At 59.7% G+C, this 17,650-nt stretch carries 18 protein-coding genes; 13 read left to right on the top strand and 5 right to left on the bottom strand.

The annotated features are described in order from the left end of the window. The 3 genes from J2X71_RS11365 to J2X71_RS11355 form a co-directional block, all read left to right on the top strand. A partial coding sequence (locus tag J2X71_RS11365; protein ID WP_310382151.1) for a CpsD/CapB family tyrosine-protein kinase occupies positions 1 to 582 on the top strand: 582 nt, incomplete at its 5' end. Positions 583 to 720: 138 nt separating this feature from the next. Then, positions 721 to 1,824, top strand: coding sequence for a GDP-mannose 4,6-dehydratase (gene gmd / locus J2X71_RS11360; protein WP_310382150.1), 1,104 nt, complete (start codon positions 721 to 723; stop codon positions 1,822 to 1,824). Further along, positions 1,817 to 2,788, top strand: coding sequence for a GDP-L-fucose synthase (locus tag J2X71_RS11355; RefSeq protein ID WP_310382149.1), 972 nt, complete (start codon positions 1,817 to 1,819; stop codon positions 2,786 to 2,788). The genes gmd and J2X71_RS11355 overlap by 8 nt, the downstream gene beginning before the upstream one ends. A 48-nt stretch (positions 2,789 to 2,836) precedes the next feature. Here J2X71_RS11355 and J2X71_RS11350 read toward each other — a convergent pair whose 3' ends face one another. Together J2X71_RS11350 and J2X71_RS11345 are read right to left on the bottom strand one after the other, a co-directional pair. Continuing rightward, complete coding sequence (locus J2X71_RS11350; RefSeq protein ID WP_310382148.1) at positions 2,837 to 4,693, bottom strand: GGDEF domain-containing protein; 1,857 nt, start codon at positions 4,691 to 4,693, stop codon at positions 2,837 to 2,839. Between the two features lie 213 nt (positions 4,694 to 4,906). Next, positions 4,907 to 5,542, bottom strand: coding sequence for a GntR family transcriptional regulator (locus J2X71_RS11345; RefSeq protein ID WP_310382147.1), 636 nt, complete (start codon positions 5,540 to 5,542; stop codon positions 4,907 to 4,909). A gap of 177 nt (positions 5,543 to 5,719) precedes the next feature. On the opposite strand from J2X71_RS11345, the gene J2X71_RS11340 reads away from it, so the two are divergent. From J2X71_RS11340 to J2X71_RS11315, 6 genes are all read left to right on the top strand, one after another. Then, positions 5,720 to 7,144 carry a M20 family metallopeptidase gene (locus tag J2X71_RS11340; RefSeq protein WP_310382146.1) on the top strand — a complete coding sequence of 475 codons (1,425 nt, stop codon included), beginning with the start codon at positions 5,720 to 5,722 and terminating at the stop codon, positions 7,142 to 7,144. Then, positions 7,141 to 7,860, top strand: coding sequence for an ABC transporter permease (locus J2X71_RS11335; protein WP_310382145.1), 720 nt, complete (start codon positions 7,141 to 7,143; stop codon positions 7,858 to 7,860). The genes J2X71_RS11340 and J2X71_RS11335 overlap by 4 nt, the downstream gene beginning before the upstream one ends. Beyond that, a complete protein-coding gene (locus tag J2X71_RS11330; RefSeq protein WP_310382144.1) occupies positions 7,860 to 8,594 on the top strand; it encodes an ABC transporter permease in 735 nt (244 codons plus the stop codon). The genes J2X71_RS11335 and J2X71_RS11330 overlap by 1 nt, the downstream gene beginning before the upstream one ends. Continuing rightward, on the top strand, positions 8,591 to 9,373 hold the full coding sequence (locus tag J2X71_RS11325) for an ABC transporter ATP-binding protein (protein WP_310382143.1): 783 nt from the start codon (positions 8,591 to 8,593) through the stop codon (positions 9,371 to 9,373). Before J2X71_RS11330 ends, J2X71_RS11325 begins: the two co-directional genes overlap by 4 nt. Before the next feature lie 36 nt (positions 9,374 to 9,409). Next, positions 9,410 to 10,267, top strand: coding sequence for a transporter substrate-binding domain-containing protein (locus J2X71_RS11320; RefSeq protein WP_310382142.1), 858 nt, complete (start codon positions 9,410 to 9,412; stop codon positions 10,265 to 10,267). A gap of 269 nt (positions 10,268 to 10,536) precedes the next feature. Next, positions 10,537 to 10,914: a hypothetical protein gene (locus J2X71_RS11315; protein WP_310382141.1), complete on the top strand. Its 378-nt coding sequence runs from the start codon at positions 10,537 to 10,539 to the stop codon at positions 10,912 to 10,914. A gap of 114 nt (positions 10,915 to 11,028) precedes the next feature. Here the strand turns inward: J2X71_RS11315 and J2X71_RS11310 are convergent, their stop codons facing one another. Together J2X71_RS11310 and J2X71_RS11305 are read right to left on the bottom strand one after the other, a co-directional pair. Beyond that, positions 11,029 to 11,595 (bottom strand): DUF309 domain-containing protein, encoded by a 567-nt coding sequence (locus J2X71_RS11310; protein ID WP_310382140.1) that lies wholly within the window; start codon positions 11,593 to 11,595, stop codon positions 11,029 to 11,031. A 111-nt stretch (positions 11,596 to 11,706) separates the two neighbouring features. Next, positions 11,707 to 12,627, bottom strand: coding sequence for an MYG1 family protein (locus J2X71_RS11305; protein WP_310382139.1), 921 nt, complete (start codon positions 12,625 to 12,627; stop codon positions 11,707 to 11,709). Positions 12,628 to 13,107: 480 nt separating this feature from the next. Here J2X71_RS11305 and J2X71_RS11300 point away from each other — a divergent pair, with 480 nt between their 5' ends. Then, entirely contained in the window at positions 13,108 to 13,308 is a 201-nt protein-coding gene (locus tag J2X71_RS11300; RefSeq protein ID WP_113320331.1) for a DUF4167 domain-containing protein, read from the top strand. Continuing rightward, the gene (locus J2X71_RS11295) at positions 13,305 to 14,330 is read left to right on the top strand and encodes a fatty acid desaturase (RefSeq protein WP_310382138.1); all 1,026 of its coding nucleotides are present in this window, start codon (positions 13,305 to 13,307) and stop codon (positions 14,328 to 14,330) included. Before J2X71_RS11300 ends, J2X71_RS11295 begins: the two co-directional genes overlap by 4 nt. A 28-nt stretch (positions 14,331 to 14,358) precedes the next feature. On the opposite strand, the gene J2X71_RS11290 is transcribed toward J2X71_RS11295, so the two are convergent. After that, a complete protein-coding gene (locus J2X71_RS11290) occupies positions 14,359 to 15,162 on the bottom strand; it encodes a LuxR C-terminal-related transcriptional regulator (protein WP_310382137.1) in 804 nt (267 codons plus the stop codon). A 190-nt stretch (positions 15,163 to 15,352) separates the two neighbouring features. Here J2X71_RS11290 and J2X71_RS11285 point away from each other — a divergent pair, with 190 nt between their 5' ends. Beyond that, complete coding sequence (locus J2X71_RS11285; RefSeq protein WP_310382136.1) at positions 15,353 to 16,444, top strand: ABC transporter ATP-binding protein; 1,092 nt, start codon at positions 15,353 to 15,355, stop codon at positions 16,442 to 16,444. Positions 16,445 to 16,466: 22 nt separating this feature from the next. Next, the gene (locus J2X71_RS11280; RefSeq protein ID WP_310382135.1) at positions 16,467 to 17,630 is read left to right on the top strand and encodes a spermidine/putrescine ABC transporter substrate-binding protein; all 1,164 of its coding nucleotides are present in this window, start codon (positions 16,467 to 16,469) and stop codon (positions 17,628 to 17,630) included. Positions 17,631 to 17,650 lie beyond the last annotated feature (20 nt).

Raw genomic sequence — 17,650 nt, 5'->3', positions numbered from 1 at the left:
CTGGCCGCCAACGGAACGCCGGTGCTGCTTGTCGACAGCGACATCCGGCGCGGACATCTCGACACGCTGTTCAGGTCCGGCCTGCAACAGGGGCTAAATGAGTTCCTGAGCGGGCAGGCAAGTCTTGAGGACGTCGTCTATCACCATCCGAGCGGCATCGACTTCATCCCGACCGGCAACCCCCGTCTGCAGCGGCGCGTGCGTTTGACCGACGTGGCAGAGATCATCGAGATGGCCCGCGCCAGGGGCCAGATCGTCATCTTCGACAGCGCGCCCGTGCTCGCCTCGGCCGATACGATGCATCTGACGGCGCTCACCGAGCGAACGCTGATGGTCGTACAATGGGCAAAGACCAGCCGGCGGGCCGCCGAATTCTGCCTGCAGCAGCTCAGAAGCGCCCGCAATGCCGACATCGTCGTCGCCATCAACAATGTCAAACCCAAACGCCACGCCAAATATAACTTCCGTGACTCCGAATTATACGCAAGGTCGTTGATGACCTATCAGAATTTCGAGACATCGCCGATCTCGGCATGGTTCACCCTGCGTTGGCTGCACCCGTATCTGGGGATGCAAAAATGAGGGCCAGACGTTTCGATCACCGCGAAATACCGCCTGTCGATGGGCGAGGCATTGCACCTGCATGGGGCGGCATGACGCCCGTCTCCTGCGGCATCGACTTCCCAGAAACAGCGTTAGTATTCGAGTTGGAGAGCGATCATGGATACCGGAATGAGACATGACAGGAAAGTTGCACTGATTACGGGCGTAACAGGTCAGGACGGTGCGTATCTGGCCGAATTGCTCCTGGACAAGGGCTATATTGTTCACGGCATCAAGCGGCGTTCGTCGTCCTTCAACACCAATCGCATCGAGCATCTCTACGAGGATCCTCATGTCGAGAATCCGCGCTTCATCCTGCACTACGGAGATATGACCGACGCAACAAACCTCATCCGGATCGTCCAGGAAACGCAGCCCGACGAGATCTACAATCTTGCCGCACAAAGCCACGTCCAGGTGTCTTTCGAGACGCCGGAATACACCGCCAACGCGGATGGGACGGGCACTCTGCGGCTGCTTGAAGCCATTCGCCTTCTGGGCTTGACCAAGAAGACCCGTTTCTATCAGGCATCCACCTCCGAACTCTACGGCAAAGTTCAGGCGGTCCCGCAGAACGAAACGACGCCTTTTTACCCCCGATCCCCCTACGCGGCTGCCAAGCTCTATGCCTATTGGATCGTCGTGAATTATCGCGAGGCCTATGGCATGCATGCCTCGAACGGCATCCTGTTCAACCATGAAAGCCCGATCCGCGGCGAAACCTTCGTGACCCGCAAGATCACCCGGGCGGCGGCTGCCATCCATCTCGGCCTGCAGGACCGGCTCTATCTCGGCAATCTGGATGCCAAGCGCGACTGGGGACATGCACGAGAATATGTCCGCGGCATGTGGCTGATGCTGCAGCAGGACGAACCGGAGGATTATGTTCTTGCGACCGGCGAAACACATTCGGTTCGCTCTTTTGTCGAGAAGGCCTTTGCCAGGGTAGGCATGCCGATTGGTTGGCGTGGGGAGGGTGCCGAGGAAAAGGGGTACGACAAGATATCCGGCCGCTGCGTGGTGGAGGTCGATCCTGCCTATTTTCGGCCCACTGAAGTCGACCTTCTGCTCGGAGATCCGACAAAGGCGCATACAAAGCTCGGCTGGAAAAACGAGATCAGTCTTGACCAGCTGGTTGCGGAGATGGTTCGCGAGGACCTGAAAGTCATGGCCCGCAATGTTCCCTTGGTCGGTGCGAACAAGGGCCTGGTCCATGCCTGAGGTCATCTACAGCCTTGCGGGCAAAAAAGTCTATGTCGCGGGGCACCGCGGCATGGTGGGCTCAGCGATTGTACGGCGTCTCGCGTCCGAGGGCTGCGAGATCTTGACGGCCCTGCACGCCGAGGTCGATCTGAGACGGCAGGATCAGGTGGAGGCATGGATGGGGAAAAACCGTCCCGATGCCGTCTTCCTGGCGGCTGCGAAGGTCGGCGGTATTCTCGCCAATGATACTTATCCGGCCGACTTCCTCTACGACAACCTGATCCTCGAGGCGAACGTCATCCACGCCGCTTATAAAGTTCGCGTCGAAAAGCTGATGTTTCTGGGTTCGTCCTGCATCTACCCGAAGTTCGCCGATCAGCCGATCGTCGAAGACGCGCTTCTCACCGGATCGCTGGAACCCACGAATGAATGGTATGCGATCGCCAAAATTGCCGGACTGAAGCTTTGCGCTGCTTACCGAAAACAGCATGGCAAGGATTTTATCTCGGCCATGCCCACTAATCTCTATGGGCCAGGCGACAATTTCGACCTCGATTCAAGCCATGTCATGCCGGCGCTGATACGCAAAGCGCATGAGGCCAAGCTCAACGGAGAGAAGGAAATACGCATCTGGGGCACCGGAACGCCGCTGCGCGAGTTCCTGCATGTCGATGATTGCGCCGACGCCTGCGTCCATCTCATGAAGACCTATTCCGCCGAAAGTCACGTGAATGTCGGCTCAGGCGAAGACATTAGTATCCTCGAATTGGCAGGGCTTGTCGCAGGGGCCGTCGGATTCGAAGGCGAGATCACGCGGGACCTCACCAAACCGGACGGCACGCCACGCAAGCTTATGAGCGCCGACAAGCTCCGCGCGCTCGGCTGGTCACCGAAGATAGGCATGAAGGAGGGCATTGCAGACGCCTACCAGTCCTTCCTGAAGGGGAACTATCTCGAACGCCACAACGAGGCTGCAGAGTGAGCGGCAATCTGGCCATTGTCGCGGCAATCGGGCTGACGCACCTGATCGTCAGCGCATCAAGGTCACGGGCCGCTTGAGTTTTCGCTTCGCCTTGCTTGCCGAAGGGGAAGTCTTGGGCCGCAGCGCTTCTGTTGCCCTGTCGCGGTCAACCGGACGGCCGAACAGATATCCCTGCACATAGGGGCATCCGAGGCGCCGCAGACGTTCTGCCTGATCTTCCGTTTCTACACCTTCGGCCACGATGCTGGTACCGAGACCGATCGACATGTCGAGAAGGGCTTTGACGATGACGGCGCCGGGTCCGTCGGACATCCGGTCAACGAAGGTCTTGTCAATCTTGATGATATCGACGGGGAAATTCAGCAGATGCGTGAGCGAGGCATACCCCGTGCCGAAATCATCGAGCGCCACAAGCAGCCCTTCCCGTCGAAGCTCCTCGATCGCTTTTGCGACCTTCCCGTCTTTTTCGTCCATATAGACCGTTTCGGTGACCTCGAGCACGACATGCTTGAGAGGCGTGCGGTGGCGTGCAAAAACGCTTTTGATACGCTCGCAGAGATTTCCCTGATTGAAATCCGCCATCGATACGTTGACGCTGACATATTGAAACAAGAGCCCGAGATCGAGCCAGTATCGGATGTCGCGGGCGACCTGCTCCAGCATCCGCTCTGTCAGGAGATAGCCCACCGACGGATCCTGGAGCGCCTCGGCAAACGCGCCGGGTGAAAGGATCTGGCCACCGTCCGTACGAATGCGGCACAAAGCCTCAAGGCCAACGATTTCCTGCGTTGGAAGGCTGACAATCGGTTGGTAATGCGCCTCTATCCGATCTTCGGCCAAGGCGCTCGTCACTGTCTGCAGCGCACGAAACCGGTTTGCGATCGCCCCGGCAAGATCGTCGCTGTAAAGCACAAAACCGCCTCTGGCTGTCTGCTTGGCATGGTGGAGTGCGAGATTTGCATGTTGCAGAAAGGTCGGAACGTCGGGTGGCCCGGACGGTTCGAAGGTCGCACCTCCGCAGGTGACCGAGACCGGCAGGAGATGTTCGTCGCGCTGCGGCGTCCGGTTCTCCATAGCACGTAGAATTTCTGCCGAAACCGCTGATAGGTCCGTTGCGGAACGATTTTCGATCAATACTGCAAACTCATCGGCGTCCACCCTGAAGATAGCCGCCGGCGCCGCGATCCGTGCAACCGTTTGACCGACCTCCAGAATCAATCTGTCGCCGGTCGCATGCCCGAATGCGTCGTTGACCCGGCCGAGATGATCGATATCGACGAGCAGAACCGAAAGAGGGGCAGAAGCACCATCGACGGCCGCCTCTAGCGTTTTCAAAAAGTTGGCGCGGTTGCCGAAGCCGGTGAGATTGTCGAAAAAGGCGAGCCTTTGATTATCGGCTTTCACCTCCTCGCGCTCGAGCACCAGCGAGCAAAGGTCGAGACACTCGGCGACGATCATGCGTTCTTCGGGCGTGGGGCCGCGATTGTCCTTGTAGTAAAATCCGAACGCGCCGAGCACGCGTCCGTCGCTGCGCAGGATGGGGCTCGACCAACACGCCTTGACGCCATGCTCTTTCGCAAGGATGTCGGCAAGCGGCCGATAGGGGATCCAGAGCGGGTCTGCAAAGATATCGGTGACGGCGATCGGCCTGCGGAAGTGGGCAGCCGTGCCGCACGAGCCAACATCAGGCCCGATCGGTATTCCGTCGAGCGCATCCGAATAGGTTTTGGCGATCGTCGGCCCCGCCAGGGGATGCAGGAGCCCTTCGCGGTCAACGGTCACGATTGAGCAAATGACGCCGGCTGCGAGCCGTTCAGCATGCTCGCAAATACGATCGCAGGCGTCTTCGAGGGAAGACCCCCGAGCCAGCATATCCAAGATTTCCTGCTGAAGCTGTCCACGCATGCCCGGCCTCGTCATGTTGCCTTTCGCTCGAATGGCCTCGAAACCCGTTCGACCGGTTACGATCGAAAACTAGCAGGTACTATGTTACGGGTTCGGAAATTTATCGACTACAATTCGAAGCCCGAGACATATGGTACGTTCTCGCCTTTAGGGCAGTCGCGGTCGCAAGTTACAACGACGGCGGAGTGACAGACCAGGATAGGTTAGGCACGTTTAGCCCTGAAGAATATGTTGCCGCACCAGTTCCTTCAGACGCTCCGTATCGGCAGCTTCGATTGCATCGACCATCAGGTGGTGCTCCCGGCCCGACTGTTCCACACGGGCGCGCGTGCGCCACTGCGAAACCGGCGCCGATGAGGTCCGCTGGCGAATTTCCGTGATGAGGTCGACCAATTCCTGATTGCCGCCGAGGATCAGCAATTGGCGATGAAAGGCGAGATTTGCTTCGTAGAGTTCCAGCATCGTGCCATTCAGCACCATGAAGTCGAACTGCTCTGCCAGTCCGCGCAGATTCGCGATGTCCGCCGGCGAGGCGTTCTGAATGATCGTTCCGACGATGGCCGTTTCCAGGATGATGCGGATCTCGCTGACTTCCCGCGCGCGCCGACCGTCCGGCTCGTAGACATGGTAGCCGCGGTTCGGCACATGTTCGACAAGCCTCTTCTGGGCGAGGCGATCGAGAGCCCGGCGCACTTCAGGCCGCGTGCAATTATAACGTCGCTCGAGATCGATCTGCTTCAGCCATGTTCCAGGCAAGAGGACACCGGCCAGAATATCCTGAAGCACGAGATCCGTCACGTCGCGCCCATTGGACACTCCCTGCCCCGAATTCATCATGACATCCGCCATTCGAACTTCTCCTGACTTTCTGCATCGATACCACGGGCTGACGCATGTCCGTAAGGCAGTCCGAACAGTTTGCCGTGATGAAAATTTATTCGTGCACACGGATTGCGCATAAATTTTTGGTATCCTAAATTGGTACCAATTTTGGATACTATGCAAAATGAAGCTGTTTTGGAAGTCATGAAAAACTCGGACGCCGTGTGGGACATCGTCGAAGCCAAGCGCGAAGCCTTCTTTGCGCTCAGCGACCGGATCTGGGATATGCCGGAGACGAATTACGAGGAGTATCGCTCCGCTGAGGAGCACGCGCGCCAGCTGGAAGCGGAAGGATTTCGTGTCGAGCGAGGCGTTGCAGGACTGCCGACGGCTGTCATGGGCGAAGCCGGCGAAGGTGGCCCTATTATCGCGATCCTCGGAGAATTCGATGCGCTGCCGGGGCTTAGCCAGGAGGCCGGTCTCGCTGAAAAGCGTGAGGTGACGGCAAATGGCAATGGCCATGGATGCGGCCACAACATGCTCGGCGCCGGTTCGATGCTGGCGGCAGCAGCGGTGAAGGATTTCCTCGCTGCAAACGGCCTCAAGGGTCGCGTGCGCTATTACGGCTGCCCGGCAGAAGAAGGCGGGTCCTCGAAGGGCTTCATGGTTCGTGCGGGTGTCTTCGATGACGTCGACATTGCCATCTGCTGGCATCCGGCTGCCTTTGCCGGCGTCAATAACCCGGTCTCGCTTGCCTGCAACGAACTCAACTTCCACTTCACCGGCCGCTCCTCGCATGCCTCGGCAACGCCTCATCTCGGCCGCAGCGCACTCGATGCCGTTGAGCTGATGAATGTCGGCGTCAACTATATGCGCGAACATATGCCCTCGACAGCGCGTATCCATTATGCCGTGACCGATACCGGCGGGTCGGCGCCGAATGTGGTGCAGGCCCGTGCGACGGTGCGCTATCTCATCCGCGCCCGGAACCTGCCCGAACTCCTGTCGCTTGTCGCCCGTGTCAAGAAGGTGGCAGAGGGCGCAGCCCTCATGACCGAGACGTCGGTGCGCAGCGAAGTGATCAGCGGTGACGCCAATCTCGTCGGCAATGTGCCGCTCGAAGAACTGATGTTTGCCAACCTCGAACGCCTCGGCCCGCCCGTCTTCGATGACAACGACCGCGCCACTGCCCGGACATTCCAGGCGACCATGAGCGCCGAGGACATCGCCTCTTCCTACGCACGCTTCGGCCTTAAGCCGAAGAGGGACCAGCCGCTTTGCGAGGAAATCTTCCCGCTTTATGCCGGTGACAGCACGATTGTCGGTTCAACCGATGTCGGCAGCGTCAGCTGGGTCGTGCCGACGGTGCAGATGCGCGGCGCGACCTATGCGATCGGCACGCCCGGTCATTCCTGGCAGCTGGTCGCTCAGGGCAAGCTTCCGGCAGCCCACAAAGGCACGGAGCACGCGGCAAAGGTCATGGCCATCACCGCCATCGACCTGATCCGCAATCCGGCTCTCATCGAAGCGGCCAAGGCGGACCTGAAGGGCCGCCTCGACGAGACGCCATTCGTCAATCCGATTCCGGATGATGTTCAGCCGCCGCTGCCGGAGAAGCACGCATCATGAACCAGCCCAGCATCCTCGAGCTGATTAGCTTCGGCCCCGATGGATGGGGCAAGGCGCTTATGGCCGGCGCGTGGATGACGATTCTTGTTGCGCTTTCCGGCTATGCCATCGGCGCGGTGATCGGCACGTTCGGTGCCTGGGCGAAGATATCGGGCGGGCGCCGCCTCCGGATCGCCGCCGACACCTATACGACGGTCCTTCGCGGCATACCGGATCTCTTGGTCATCTACCTCTTCTATTTTGGAGGCAGCGCCGCCGTCACCGCTCTCGGCCGGCTTTTCGGCGCGGAAGGCTTCCTCGGTTTTCCGGGCTTCCTCGCCGGATCGCTCGCCGTCGGCGTCACCTCAGGTGCGCAGTTTACCGAAGTCTTCCGTGGGGCGTTCAGGGCGGTCCATCCTGGTGAGATCGAAGCTGCAATTGCCTGCGGCATGGGCCGTATATTGCGGTTCCGCCGTATCGTCGCGCCGCTGACGCTTCGCCACGCGCTGCCGGGCCTTGGCAACGTCTGGCAGGTCGTTCTGAAAGAGTCCGCGCTCGTCTCTATCACCGGCGTCGCCGAACTGCTTCGCCAGACACAGGTGGCGGCAGGTTCGACCGGTCTCCCCTTCGATTTCTATGTCGTCGCGGGAGCGATCTATCTAATTATTTCAACCTGTTCCAGCCTTTTTCTGAGACGCGCTGAGAAGCACTTCTCTCGCGGCGTGAGGAGAGGCTGATGGATTGGCAATTTCTCGGCGAAACCTTCGTCAGTCTCGTTTCCGCAATCCCGCTGACGCTTCAACTTGCCGCGACCTCGATCGCGCTCGGCGCCATCCTGGCGCTCGCGATCGCACTGTGCCGGCTCTCCGGCATCATGGTGCTCGAATGGTTTGCGCGCGCCTATGTCTTCGTCTTCCGCGGAACGCCGCTGCTCGTGCAGATCTTCCTGATCTATTACGGGCTCGGCCAGTTTCCCGAGGTCAGGCACAGCATCTTCTGGCCGTTCCTGCGTGAACCCTATTGGTGCGCCGTGCTTGCGCTGACAATGAATACGGCCGCTTACACCAGCGAGATCATTCGCGGCGGACTTCAGTCTGTGCCTTTCGGCCAGATCGAGGCGGCGCGCGCCTGCGGCATGCCCCGGCTTATGCAGTTCCGTCGCATCGTTCTACCGCTTGCAATCCGGCAGGCGCTACCGGCTTACAGCAACGAGATGATCGCCATGGTGAAGGCAACGTCGCTCGCCTCGATCATCACCCTGATGGAGGTGACAGGCGTGGCCGCCAGGATCATTTCCGAGACTTACCGGGCAATCGAAGTCTTCATCGTTGCAGGCGCCGTCTACCTGGCGATCAACTTCCTGCTGACGCGCCTCGTCCATCTTGTCGAATATTGGCTGAGCCCGCACTTGCGCGAGCCTGTTCCCCACCATCCGGCGGCGGCACCCGCACTCGAAGGAGACGCCCGATGACTGCGTCGAATGCCCCTCTTTCTCCGATCGCGCTCAGCGTGAAGGATCTGCACAAGAGCTTCGGGCCTATGGAGGTCCTGAAAGGCATCTCGCTTGATGCACATGAAGGCGATGTCGTCTCGATCCTTGGCTCCTCGGGTTCGGGAAAGTCCACCTTTCTGCGCTGCATCAACCTTCTGGAGATGCCGAATTCCGGCGAGGTGACCGTCGCAGGCGAGACGATCCGCATGGTGGCCGACCACAAAGGCGGCAGTCGGCCAGCGGAACGCAGGCAGGTCGACCGTATCCGCTCGCAGCTCGGCATGGTCTTCCAGAGTTTCAATCTCTGGTCTCACAAGACGGTGCTCGAGAACGTGATCGAGGCGCCGGTGCATGTCCTCGGCCGCTCGAAGGCGGAATGCATCGAGGAAGCAGAGGCGCTACTTGCCAAGGTCGGCATTGCCGAGAAGCGGAATTTCTACCCCTCACATCTTTCCGGTGGCCAGCAGCAGCGCGCGGCGATCGCACGCGCGCTTGCCATGCGGCCGAAGGTGATGCTGTTCGACGAGCCGACGTCGGCGCTCGATCCGGAGCTCGTCGGCGAAGTACTACGCGTCATGCGCGCGCTCGCCGAGGAAGGTCGCACCATGCTGGTCGTCACCCACGAAATGGGCTTTGCCCGAGATGTCTCCAGCCGGGTCGTCTTCCTGCATCAGGGCGTCGTCGAAGAAGACGGCAAGCCGCAGGAGGTCTTCGCCAATTCCCGGTCGGACCGTTTCCGCCAGTTCATCAGCAAATAGTTTCTCAGCCCAAACAAAGAAAAGGGGAGCAAAAACATGACGTTCTTTTCACGGGTTCTGACGGCGACATCAGCCGCAGCCATCATCGCGACGGCCGGCATCGCGCATGCCGAAGACAAGAAGTGGACGACGGTGACGATCGCCACCGAAGGCGCCTTCAAGCCCTATAACTTCACCAAGCCGGATGGTTCGCTCGATGGTTACGAGATCGAGCTGACCAAATATCTCTGCGACCACATGAAGGTCGAGTGCAAGATCGTCGTCCAGAATTTCGATGGCATGATCCCGGCGCTGAACGCCGGCAAGTTCGACGCCATCATCTCCGGCATGTCGGCGACGGCCAAGCGCGAAGAGGTTATCGCCTTCAGCGATTCCTACGGCTCCACCGGCCAGGCCTTTGCGACCTCGAAGACGGGCGATCTCGCAAACCTGCCTGAAAAGGGCCAGGTGTTCTCGCTCGCAAGCGATGAAGCGGGCGCTGCTGCCGAGATCGAAAAGATCAAGCCGGCGCTCCAGGGCAAGACGATCGGCGTTCAGACGGCCTCAACCGCAGCGACCTTCGTTGACAAATATCTGAAGGGTATCGTCGATGTCAGAGAATACAAGACGACGGAAGAGCATGATCTCGATCTCAAGGCCGGTCGTGTCGATATCGTCATGGCGTCCATGGCCTATCTGACCACGGCTTCCGAGAAGCCAGGCAACGAGGACATGACGACCACCGGCCCGCGCTTCCAGGGCGGCTTGCTCGGCCGCGGCAGCTCCGTTGGCCTGCGCAAGAGCGACACCGAGTTGAAGGCCATGTTCAACGACGCAATTGCCGCCGCAAAGGCGGATGGCACGATCAAAACGCTGTCGGAAAAGTGGTTCGGCTTCGACGTCACGCCGAAGTGAAAAAATTTACGATTGATACCCGGCGAGTGAAATTCGCCGGGTATCGCCATTCAGCCTGGCATCGGCGCCTGCGCTTAGCGTCCCGCCGATCTCCTTGATGGCGGAGACGTCGGACCAGCCGTAGTGCTCAACGTTCCGTCGCGGAATATTCAATGGATAGAGCCTTGCAGCGCTCGTAAAGCAGCGCCTTTACCGCTATTCGTGTGGCTGCGAATATTGCGATCGACAAGCCCGATATTGGGACCGAACCCATTGCGAAGGAGTAAGCTATGGCCAATCTTCCCGATATGACGAAACACCGCGGCTTTCCATCGGGCATGCCGGGGAGCGGCATTCAGTTCACCATCCGCCGTGCCAATCCCAGGGGCGTGACGCCGATCAAGGCCCTGCCCCGCCGCGCCCGACCCGGCACGGCAGAGCACCAGGTCGATGCAGCCTTCCTGCATGCACTCTGGCATCATTTCGGGGCAGAGCCCTTCGAGCGTGGCAATCTGGACGCGGCTCGGCTCAACCTGCTCTTTGGACGAGAAGTGGTGGCCGTGGACAAGGATTTCGATCCGACGTCCTATGAGGCGATGCTGGTCATCGACGAAAAGGTAGCACGTCAGAATTTCCCGGAAGCGTTTGAAGATGTCATGGAAGTTTGATGAGAGTGCTGACGATGGGCACTGAGCGTTGGGTCCATGGCCATCATCATCGGAAAACCGAGCACATAGCGATTGCCCATGTTGTTGTCTCAAACAGAGCTGCCAATAAATCCCTTATGGCGCGAAGCTTCGTGGATTTCCAAGAATGAAATCGTAAACCGGTTCAGGCTGTCCCGGCCCGGTCGTCCGCAAAACCGGCGGAACGCTTGCTGATGCTTCTGCTCTGTCAGCAAGCATCGCCGGCGACATTCCGAGTGCCTGCGAAAAGGCCTCATGCGGGACTTTCGATAGTTCACGAAACAACCCGGCGGCGCGGCCGGCATGACGCATGGCCGGTGCGCGCTTGCCTTCGCGGATCTTCACGCCGGCAGCAGAGAGCAGGATCAAGCCCTTAAGCAAGGTGCGCAGCGCACTGCCTCTCGCCGCGACCTGCCAGATCCCTTCCCAGGCCTCATGGGCTTCCCAGTAATAGCCGTGGTTGAAAAGGTCAGAGCCCCACGCGAATTCATCGGAATCGAGTGTCGGAAGAATCGGCGCAGGCTCGACCCGGTAACTGTGCCCTGCCGGATCCCTGACGGGATGGGGCATTCGGCCGGGCAAATAGGCGTAGCGCGGAAAGCTTCTCTGCGGCAGTAGACGAGGACGTTGCATAACCTCAACAATCATCATGCCGGTGACCATGATCGCAAGCGAAGCTGTGCGCAAGCCGGCCGACAAATCGCTTCGTCGCCCGCCATTGGACCGGCTTTCCTTATAAGCGCGGAACGACGTCGCCGACGCACGCCGATCGTCCTACGAAAGGGCCTCGTCTACGGCGATTTGTGCCATCGCAAGTGCTGCTTCGCGGGTTGTCGCCGCCGCGACGAAGAGGCCTTTGTGGCAAAAGGTTGCTCCTGCGACGCCGCAGACGCGCTCGAGTTCCTGACCGGTCAATCCCGCCCAGGATGCAGGCAAATCGGCGCGCAGCTCGAAGCCCTCGTCTGCGCGGCGGATACCGGTCAGGCACCAGTCGTTCTCCCGGGGGTGAACGACGAAAAGCAGATGATCGGCCTTCGCCCTGACGATCGCCGCACGAAAAGGCATGCCCATCGGCAGTTCGAGGACGCGCCCCTCGCCTGTTTCGTTGATCGCCTTGAGAACGAGGGCTTCGGCGCGCAGCTTGGCATCCTGCGTCGCGATACCGGCCTCGACGAAGCTTCGCGCGATCGAAAGGGCGGCATGGAACGCCCTGTCATCGGCCTCGGGATCCTTGGCATCGAAAACCGGCTTCAGGGTTTCCAGCAAAGCCGGCAGCGTAAGGCCGGCCAGCTCGCCTGCGATCGAAGGATCAAGTGCACCATTGTCGGTCAGATCGACCGGCAAGACGAACTTGGCGTCGAACGAAGCATGCACCGATGAAACATGCGCTTCGGGCACTCCCAGAGCTGCAAGATAATCCGCTCCATAGTGTTTCCATACCAGGCCGAAGGAACTGTAGGGCCGTCCGTCCTGACGCACGGGCGCGCCACGCTGATGGTGGTCGAAAATACCTGCGGCGGGATTATACTGCCCGCCGACGTCGTAGATGACGCGATCGGTGGCCGGTGTGATCCATTCGACATTTCGGCTGCGAATGATCCTGGCCTCAGGGAACAGCCGGGTCAGGATGACGCTCGAAAGCAACTCATCGGCGTGGAAGCCGCCGGAATGCGTAACCAAGTATGAAGGGGTCATTGTCAGATGCGTCTCTCGGAACCGGGACTTTGTTGCCCGTCCTGATAGCCTGCGTCGGTCGCGAGCTCAACAGCGGGTGCGGGAAGCGACAGAATTCTTTAGATCCGGATAGCTTGCAGGCATGTTGGACGTGATGCAGCCACAATGCTGCAGTAATACCGTAAACATCCGAGGATATTGTATCCGCGATGATGTAGGCTCCGTTGCCCGATTGCCGACGCGCGCTTGCCACCTTCCCATCAGCGATTTGTAGCAGCCGCAGTGGAGTATTGCTTCTGCGCGTGGATCTCATACAGACCAGATCAGAACGACCCCATCTGCTGGCGGAAACGCCGCCTCGCTGATCGCTAACGCACCTTGCCGCAGTCTCCTAAGACAAGGTATCAGTTGCAAGCTGCGACGGCGGATCATCGCCGAGCAGCGCGCTCAAGCAATCATTTTCAGACAATCGGGAGCGAACCCGCGCGGTTCGGATCTATCATGAATAATCACCATTTCGCCCACCCCAATAGAAGTGCTACACCATCGAGGCAGCGCCTGCTGGATCGACACAAGCAGTACCTTCAGTTTGCCGAGCTGAAATCTTTGGCCGGCGACCGGATCGGCGCAGAAAATGACTACCAGCATGCCGAACACTTCTTCCGCAGCGCTGCCCAACAGAAAGACGCCGACCGACTATGAACGCAACGATGACGGCCGGCCAAGACGTCGGTACCGAAAAAGCCTGGCTCAAGATTCTCTCGAATTACCGAAAACCCAATACAGGCCGAAGCCTGTACGAACTGGCCGTGACGCTGATCCCATTTATCCTTCTTTGGGCAGCAGCGTGGGTTGCGATCCACTTCGGCTATTGGCTCGGCTTAATCCTCGTCATCCCTGCCGCCGGATTCCTGCTGCGGCTCTTCATGCTGCAACATGATTGCGGGCACGGCTCGTTCTTCGGACGGCGTCAGTGGGATGACTGGACAGGGCGCGCGATCGGCGTTCTCACGCTCACACCCTACGACTATTGGCGACGCGCGCACGCGGAACACCATGCCTCAGCCGGCAATCTGGACGAGAGGGGGGTCGGCGATATCACCACGCTGACGGTCGAGGAATATCGCGCCCTGACGAGGCGAGGAAAACTCACCTATCGCCTATATCGGCATCCCCTGGTCATGTTCGGCATTGGCCCTGCCTATCTTTTTCTCTTCAAGCAAAGACTGCCGTTCGGCATGATGCGCTCCGGGGTGTTGCCCTGGCTTTCGACGATGGCGACCAACGCAGGCATCGCTGCGCTGGCCGTTCTCCTCATCTGGGCCGTCGGCATCGTTCCCTTTCTGCTGATCCATCTGCCAATCGTTCTGCTTGCCGGATCGGCTGGTGTCTGGTTGTTCTATGTTCAGCACCAATTCGAAGATACCCACTGGTCCAAGCCTCCGGAATGGACGTTCCCCTATTCCGCCATGCATGGCGCCTCGCATTATGATCTGCCGCGCCCGCTGCGATGGATCACCGCCAATATCGGCATGCACCATGTCCACCATCTATCGAGCCGAGTGCCGTTTTACCGGTTGCCGGAAGTGCTGCGTGACTATCCGGAGCTGGCGAAGCTTGGGCGCATCAACATTCGTGACAGCCTCAGCTGCGTGAAACTCATCCTCTGGGACGAGACCGCACGACGGCTGATTTCGCTGCGCGAGGCAGAGGCGCGCGCCTAACTGCAGCCCCGGCGCGCGCAGCAATCGGTCAGCTCAGATTTTTCAGATAAAGCGAGAGCAGCTGCGTCTGTGAGGAGATTCCGAGCTTGCGGTAGACGTTGCGGCGGTGAACCTTCACCGTTCCCGTCGAAATGTTGAGCTTCAGGCCGATCGATTCCGACGAATGGCCCTGCAGCACCAGTTCGACGATTGCCGTTTCGCGGCCCGTGAGGTTGAGGTCGTGCCAGACGGTATCGGCGCGCGGGATGCCCTCGCTTTTGCGGCGACTCCTGCCTCTTGCGGCAAGCTGCGTGTCGAACCGCGGCGCGAGCCCAGCCCAATACTGTTTCACCATGCTGGCCACGAGCGGCTCGACCTTTTTCAGCGTGGCGAATTCGGCGGGTGGGAAAACGCCGGTCTTTTCGCGCCGCATCAGCGACAACACGACCGTGATATCGCCATCGACAGGTACGAAGAAGCCGATTTCCTCGGCAAGTCCGGTCTGGACGTAATAGGTGCGATAATATTCGCTGGAAAAGAACCGGTCCGGCGCCAGCTCGCGCATCCTGAAGACGCCTTCACGCCTCTCCCGAGCGGTATGATAGAAGGGATCGAGCAGGTAAGGACCGGCCTGATAGAGCGTCACGAAAACGACGTGCTCTTCGCGATCGAAGGTGCTGTAGAGATCGATGGGCCGCTCTTTTCCGCGATAGGCGAAGACGACGACATAGTCGAAGCGCACGAGTGCGGCCATCATCTGGCGGAACGTATCGCCGAAGCCCGCATCCGTCATGGCTGACTTGCCGACCGTAGCATTGAAAGCGGCAAACAGCGTCTCCAGGTCGATACTCACTAGCCCTTCCCCTTCGCCGTACCGCACAATTTCACACAGCCCGGATATACACCTTCCACGAAACGTTGTGCGCCTAAATACCTCTCTCGGGGTATATACCGCGCAGGAAGCTCCGGCTTACTCTTTCCTTAACGACGGTGGCAATAAGGCAGCGACAGACTGCCATTCCAACCAACCGCAGGGAACAGACGTGGCATCCGCTTCGACGAACGATATCGAATTCCGTTCGGTCACAAAGAACTATGGCGCTGTGACCGCCGTAACGGACATCAACCTTACTGTGCCCAAGGGCGCGTTCCTGGCGCTGCTCGGGCCTTCGGGCTGCGGCAAGACGACCTGCCTGCGCATGATCGGCGGCTTCGAACAGCCGAGCGAGGGCACCGTGCTGATCGACGGACGTGAGATGAACGGCGTTCCGGCCTATCGCCGACCCGTCAACATGGTCTTCCAGCACTACGCGCTGTTTCCGCATTTCAATGTCGAGCAGAACGTTGCCTACGGGCTGAAGCAGATACGCCCGAGGGTCGGGTCAGCGGAGATCGACCGCCGTGTCGCCGAGGCGCTCGAGATGGTCCGGCTTGGCGGCTTTGCCAAGCGGCGGATTCATGAAATGTCGGGTGGCCAGCAGCAGCGTGTGGCGCTCGCTCGTGCCATCGTCAATCGCCCCTCCGTCCTGCTGCTCGACGAGCCGCTGGCAGCCCTCGACAAGAAGCTGCGCTCGGCGATGCAGATCGAGCTGCAGACCTTGCAGCGCGAACTCGGCATCACCTTCGTCCTCGTCACCCACGACCAGGAAGAGGCGCTTTCGATGGCTGATGTCGTCTGCGTCATGAGTGCCGGGCGCATCCGTCAGCTCGGCAGCCCGCAGGAAGTCTATGACCGCCCGGCCGATCTTTTCGTCGCCGATTTCGTCGGCAAGACCAACCGCATCACTGCCGCGATGGAGCCTGATGGTACGACGCTGCGGCTGGCCGACGGTTCGGCGATCGCCTCCGGCAAGTGGTTTGCGTCAGGCGACGTCATCGCTGCACTGCGCCCGGAGGCGATCCATCTGACGCGCGAAGCGGCGTCATCAGGCACGTCGTTCAAGGGGACGGTGACGCACCGCATCTTCCTAGGCTCCTCTGCCGAATATGCCGTCAGTGTGCCGGGGCTTGGCGACTTCCTGATCACGGCCGATCGCCGCAGCATGAACGAGAGTGATCTCGTGGAGCCGGGCGAAGAGGTTTTTCTCGGCTTCGACCCTGCCGCCATCCATGTCTTTCCAGCATCGAATGCATAAACCAAAACAAGGGAACAGCATCATGAGCAAGGATTATAAGGACAATCTGCCCATTTCCGCCGAAGGTTTCATAGACGAGTTCATGCGCCTGAAGCGCGGTTCCGTCAGCCGCCGCCACTTCCTCGGCATTACCGGCCTCGGTCTTGCGACCGCCGTGCTGTCTCGCTTCCCCGGTGCACTATCGACGCCCGCCTATGCCGCAGAAGATCTCGGCACGCAGATGTCGATCGCTACATGGCCGAATTACCACGACCCGGCGACCTTCGAGAACTTCAAGGCGGCAACCGGCGTTGCGGTCGAGGTCAACGTCTTCGGTTCGAACGAGGAAATGCTCGCCAAGCTGCAGGCCGGCGCTTCCGGCTGGTCGCTCTTCGTGCCAACCAACTATACGATTTCGACCCATCATAAACTCGGCCTGATCGAAGAACTCGATCTCTCGAAGATCCCGAACTTCAGCCAGGCAAGCGAAAGCCCGCGCTTCACCAAGGAAGGGCAGATCGACGGCAAGACCTATGCCGTGCCGAAGAACTGGGGCACGACCGGCTTCTCCGTCAATACGTCTAAGATCAAGACCAAGCTTTCGAGCTGGAAGGACTTTTTCGAGATCGCCCAAACGGAAGCCGACGGCCGTGCCATGGTGCATGACTATCAGTTGACGACGATCGGCAGCGCGCTTGTTTCGCTCGGCTATGACTTCAATTCGATCAAGGCTGACGAGCTTGCCAAGGCGGAAGAACTGCTGATCAAGGTCAAGCCGCATCTCTTCGCCATCAATTCCGACTATCAGCCGTCGATGCGTTCGACCGATGCATGGCTGACCATGTGCTGGACCAATGACGGCGCGCAGCTCAACCGCGATATGCCGGAGCTTGCCTACATCCTCGGCACCGACGGCGGCGAAATCTGGACCGACTATTACGCAATCCCCAAGGATGCGCCGAACAAGGCAGCCGGCTACGCGCTGCTCAACTATCTGATGGACCCGCAGAACGCGGTGAAGGAGCACATCGCCAACGGTGCGCCGACCACCGACAGCCGCATCATTGCGCTGCTGCCGAAGGAGGTTACGTCCAACAAGATCGTCTATCCGGACGAAGCAGCCCTTACGCCACTGGAATTCGGCGCCGCCGTCACGCTCACCGATCCGGGTCGCGCTGAACTAATGGCGCGTTTCAAGTCGGCCTGACACCACCTCTGAATGCCGGT

The sequence above is a fragment of the Rhizobium sp. 1399 genome (assembly GCF_031455475.1).
Lineage (GTDB): Bacteria > Pseudomonadota > Alphaproteobacteria > Rhizobiales > Rhizobiaceae > Rhizobium.
This window is presented reverse-complemented; position numbering and strand designations above follow the sequence as displayed.